The organism is Poseidonibacter antarcticus, from assembly GCF_003667345.1.
GTDB classification, from domain to species: Bacteria; Campylobacterota; Campylobacteria; order Campylobacterales; family Arcobacteraceae; genus Poseidonibacter; species Poseidonibacter antarcticus.
Genome location: NZ_RCWF01000037.1, coordinates 1 through 1358, shown reverse-complemented (window position 1 = coordinate 1358; position 1358 = coordinate 1). Strand labels below are relative to the sequence as shown.

Sequence of the window (1358 nt, the reverse complement as noted above, 5' to 3'; positions counted from 1 at the left end):
GAATATAATTATGGAACTATTGCTATCACATTTCATGGAATACTTGATGATAATTTAAATATAGAAAGAGAATATCCGATTAAAGGTGTATTTCATGGATTAGATACTGTAAAAGTAATAAATAGAATTAAGCTTTATAATTCTCAACAAAAAGAGAATAAGTTTCGAATTGCAATTGGTTTAACTATTGGAAGACATAATTATAAAAAAGAAAGTTTATTAAAATACATAGAATTTTTTAAGAATTTGGGAATTGATAGTCTTCGTTTTAATAATTTTTATGACCATGGTCATAATTATCCAGAATTAGTTTTAAATAAAGAAGAATTAGAAGAAATTTATAATAATTTTTCTTTTATTCATAAAAATATAAATTTAAATTATCAATTAGGTATAAGTCAGGATTTTGGTACATATAATATTAAAGTAATGAATTATCCTAAAAATGTTGAAAATGTAAAGCAGGGTTACAACTGTTCGCAATAATTCCTAATGAAGAAATTATTGAAGATGAAAAAGGGCATATAATTGGTACAATAGTTGGATGTGTTAATACCTTTGAACCTAAATTAGGTAAATTGTATAGAACTAAAAATAAAGAAAACTATCAAATTGATTTTGATTACAAAGCAATAAATAAATTACAAGAAAAAAGAATTTCAGGAGTTTTTACAAATGGATGTTTCTCAAAAGAACTTGATAATGCAATTTCTATGGGTCAATATTAAATGAATTTTCATCTATACTTAGCTTACTTATCTATCTCTTTTTTTACAATAGTTAGCCCTGGTGCTGCAATATTGTTGGCAATTAATAATGGCTTATATTATGATTTAAAGGCTGTATTAATTTCTTCTGTTGCAAATATTATAGGTCTATTTATATTATCTGTTATAGCGATGATAGGGATTAGTTCTATTCTATTAATATCTCATAATTTTTTAATAGGTTTAAAAATTATTGGTGCTATTTATTTGATTTATTTAGGAATAAAACAAATTATTAATAAAAATACAAAGATATTTTTAAAAAAGAATCATACACATAGTGAATATAATAAAATACATATCTTTAGAAAAGGATTTTTTATTGCAATAACAAATCCTAAACCAATTTTATTTTTTTCTGCAATTTTTCCATTATTTTTAGATAAGACTAAAGATATAAATCTTCAGTTTTTTTTAATGACATTTAGCTTTATGTTTATATCTTTGTGTTCTCTTATGACATATGGTTTTTTATCAAAAACAGCAAAAGCATGGTTTTTAGAAGAAAAATCGTTAAAATTATTCTATAAAATATCAGGTTTTTTATTTATTTTAATGGGAATAGGAATGTTATACTTATAAAACTAATAT

At 22.3% G+C, this 1358-nt stretch carries 3 protein-coding genes; all 3 read left to right on the top strand.

What is annotated here, in order from left to right; translation table 11 throughout:
* Positions 1-486 (top strand): hypothetical protein (locus D9T19_RS14375; protein ID WP_205588735.1); only part of this gene is annotated, 486 nt, incomplete at its 5' end.
* Positions 487-578: 92 nt separating this feature from the next.
* Positions 579-728, top strand: coding sequence for a hypothetical protein (locus D9T19_RS14595; protein ID WP_162984609.1), 150 nt, complete (start codon positions 579-581; stop codon positions 726-728).
* On the top strand, positions 729-1349 hold the full coding sequence (locus D9T19_RS14370) for a LysE family translocator (RefSeq protein WP_121628934.1): 621 nt from the start codon (positions 729-731) through the stop codon (positions 1347-1349).
* Positions 1350-1358: the final 9 nt, after the last annotated feature.

Excerpts from the sequence above, each read along its gene's own strand:
- D9T19_RS14370 (WP_121628934.1), top strand. The coding sequence starts at position 729 with ATGAATTTTCATCTATACTTAGCTTACTTATCTATCTCTTTTTTTACA.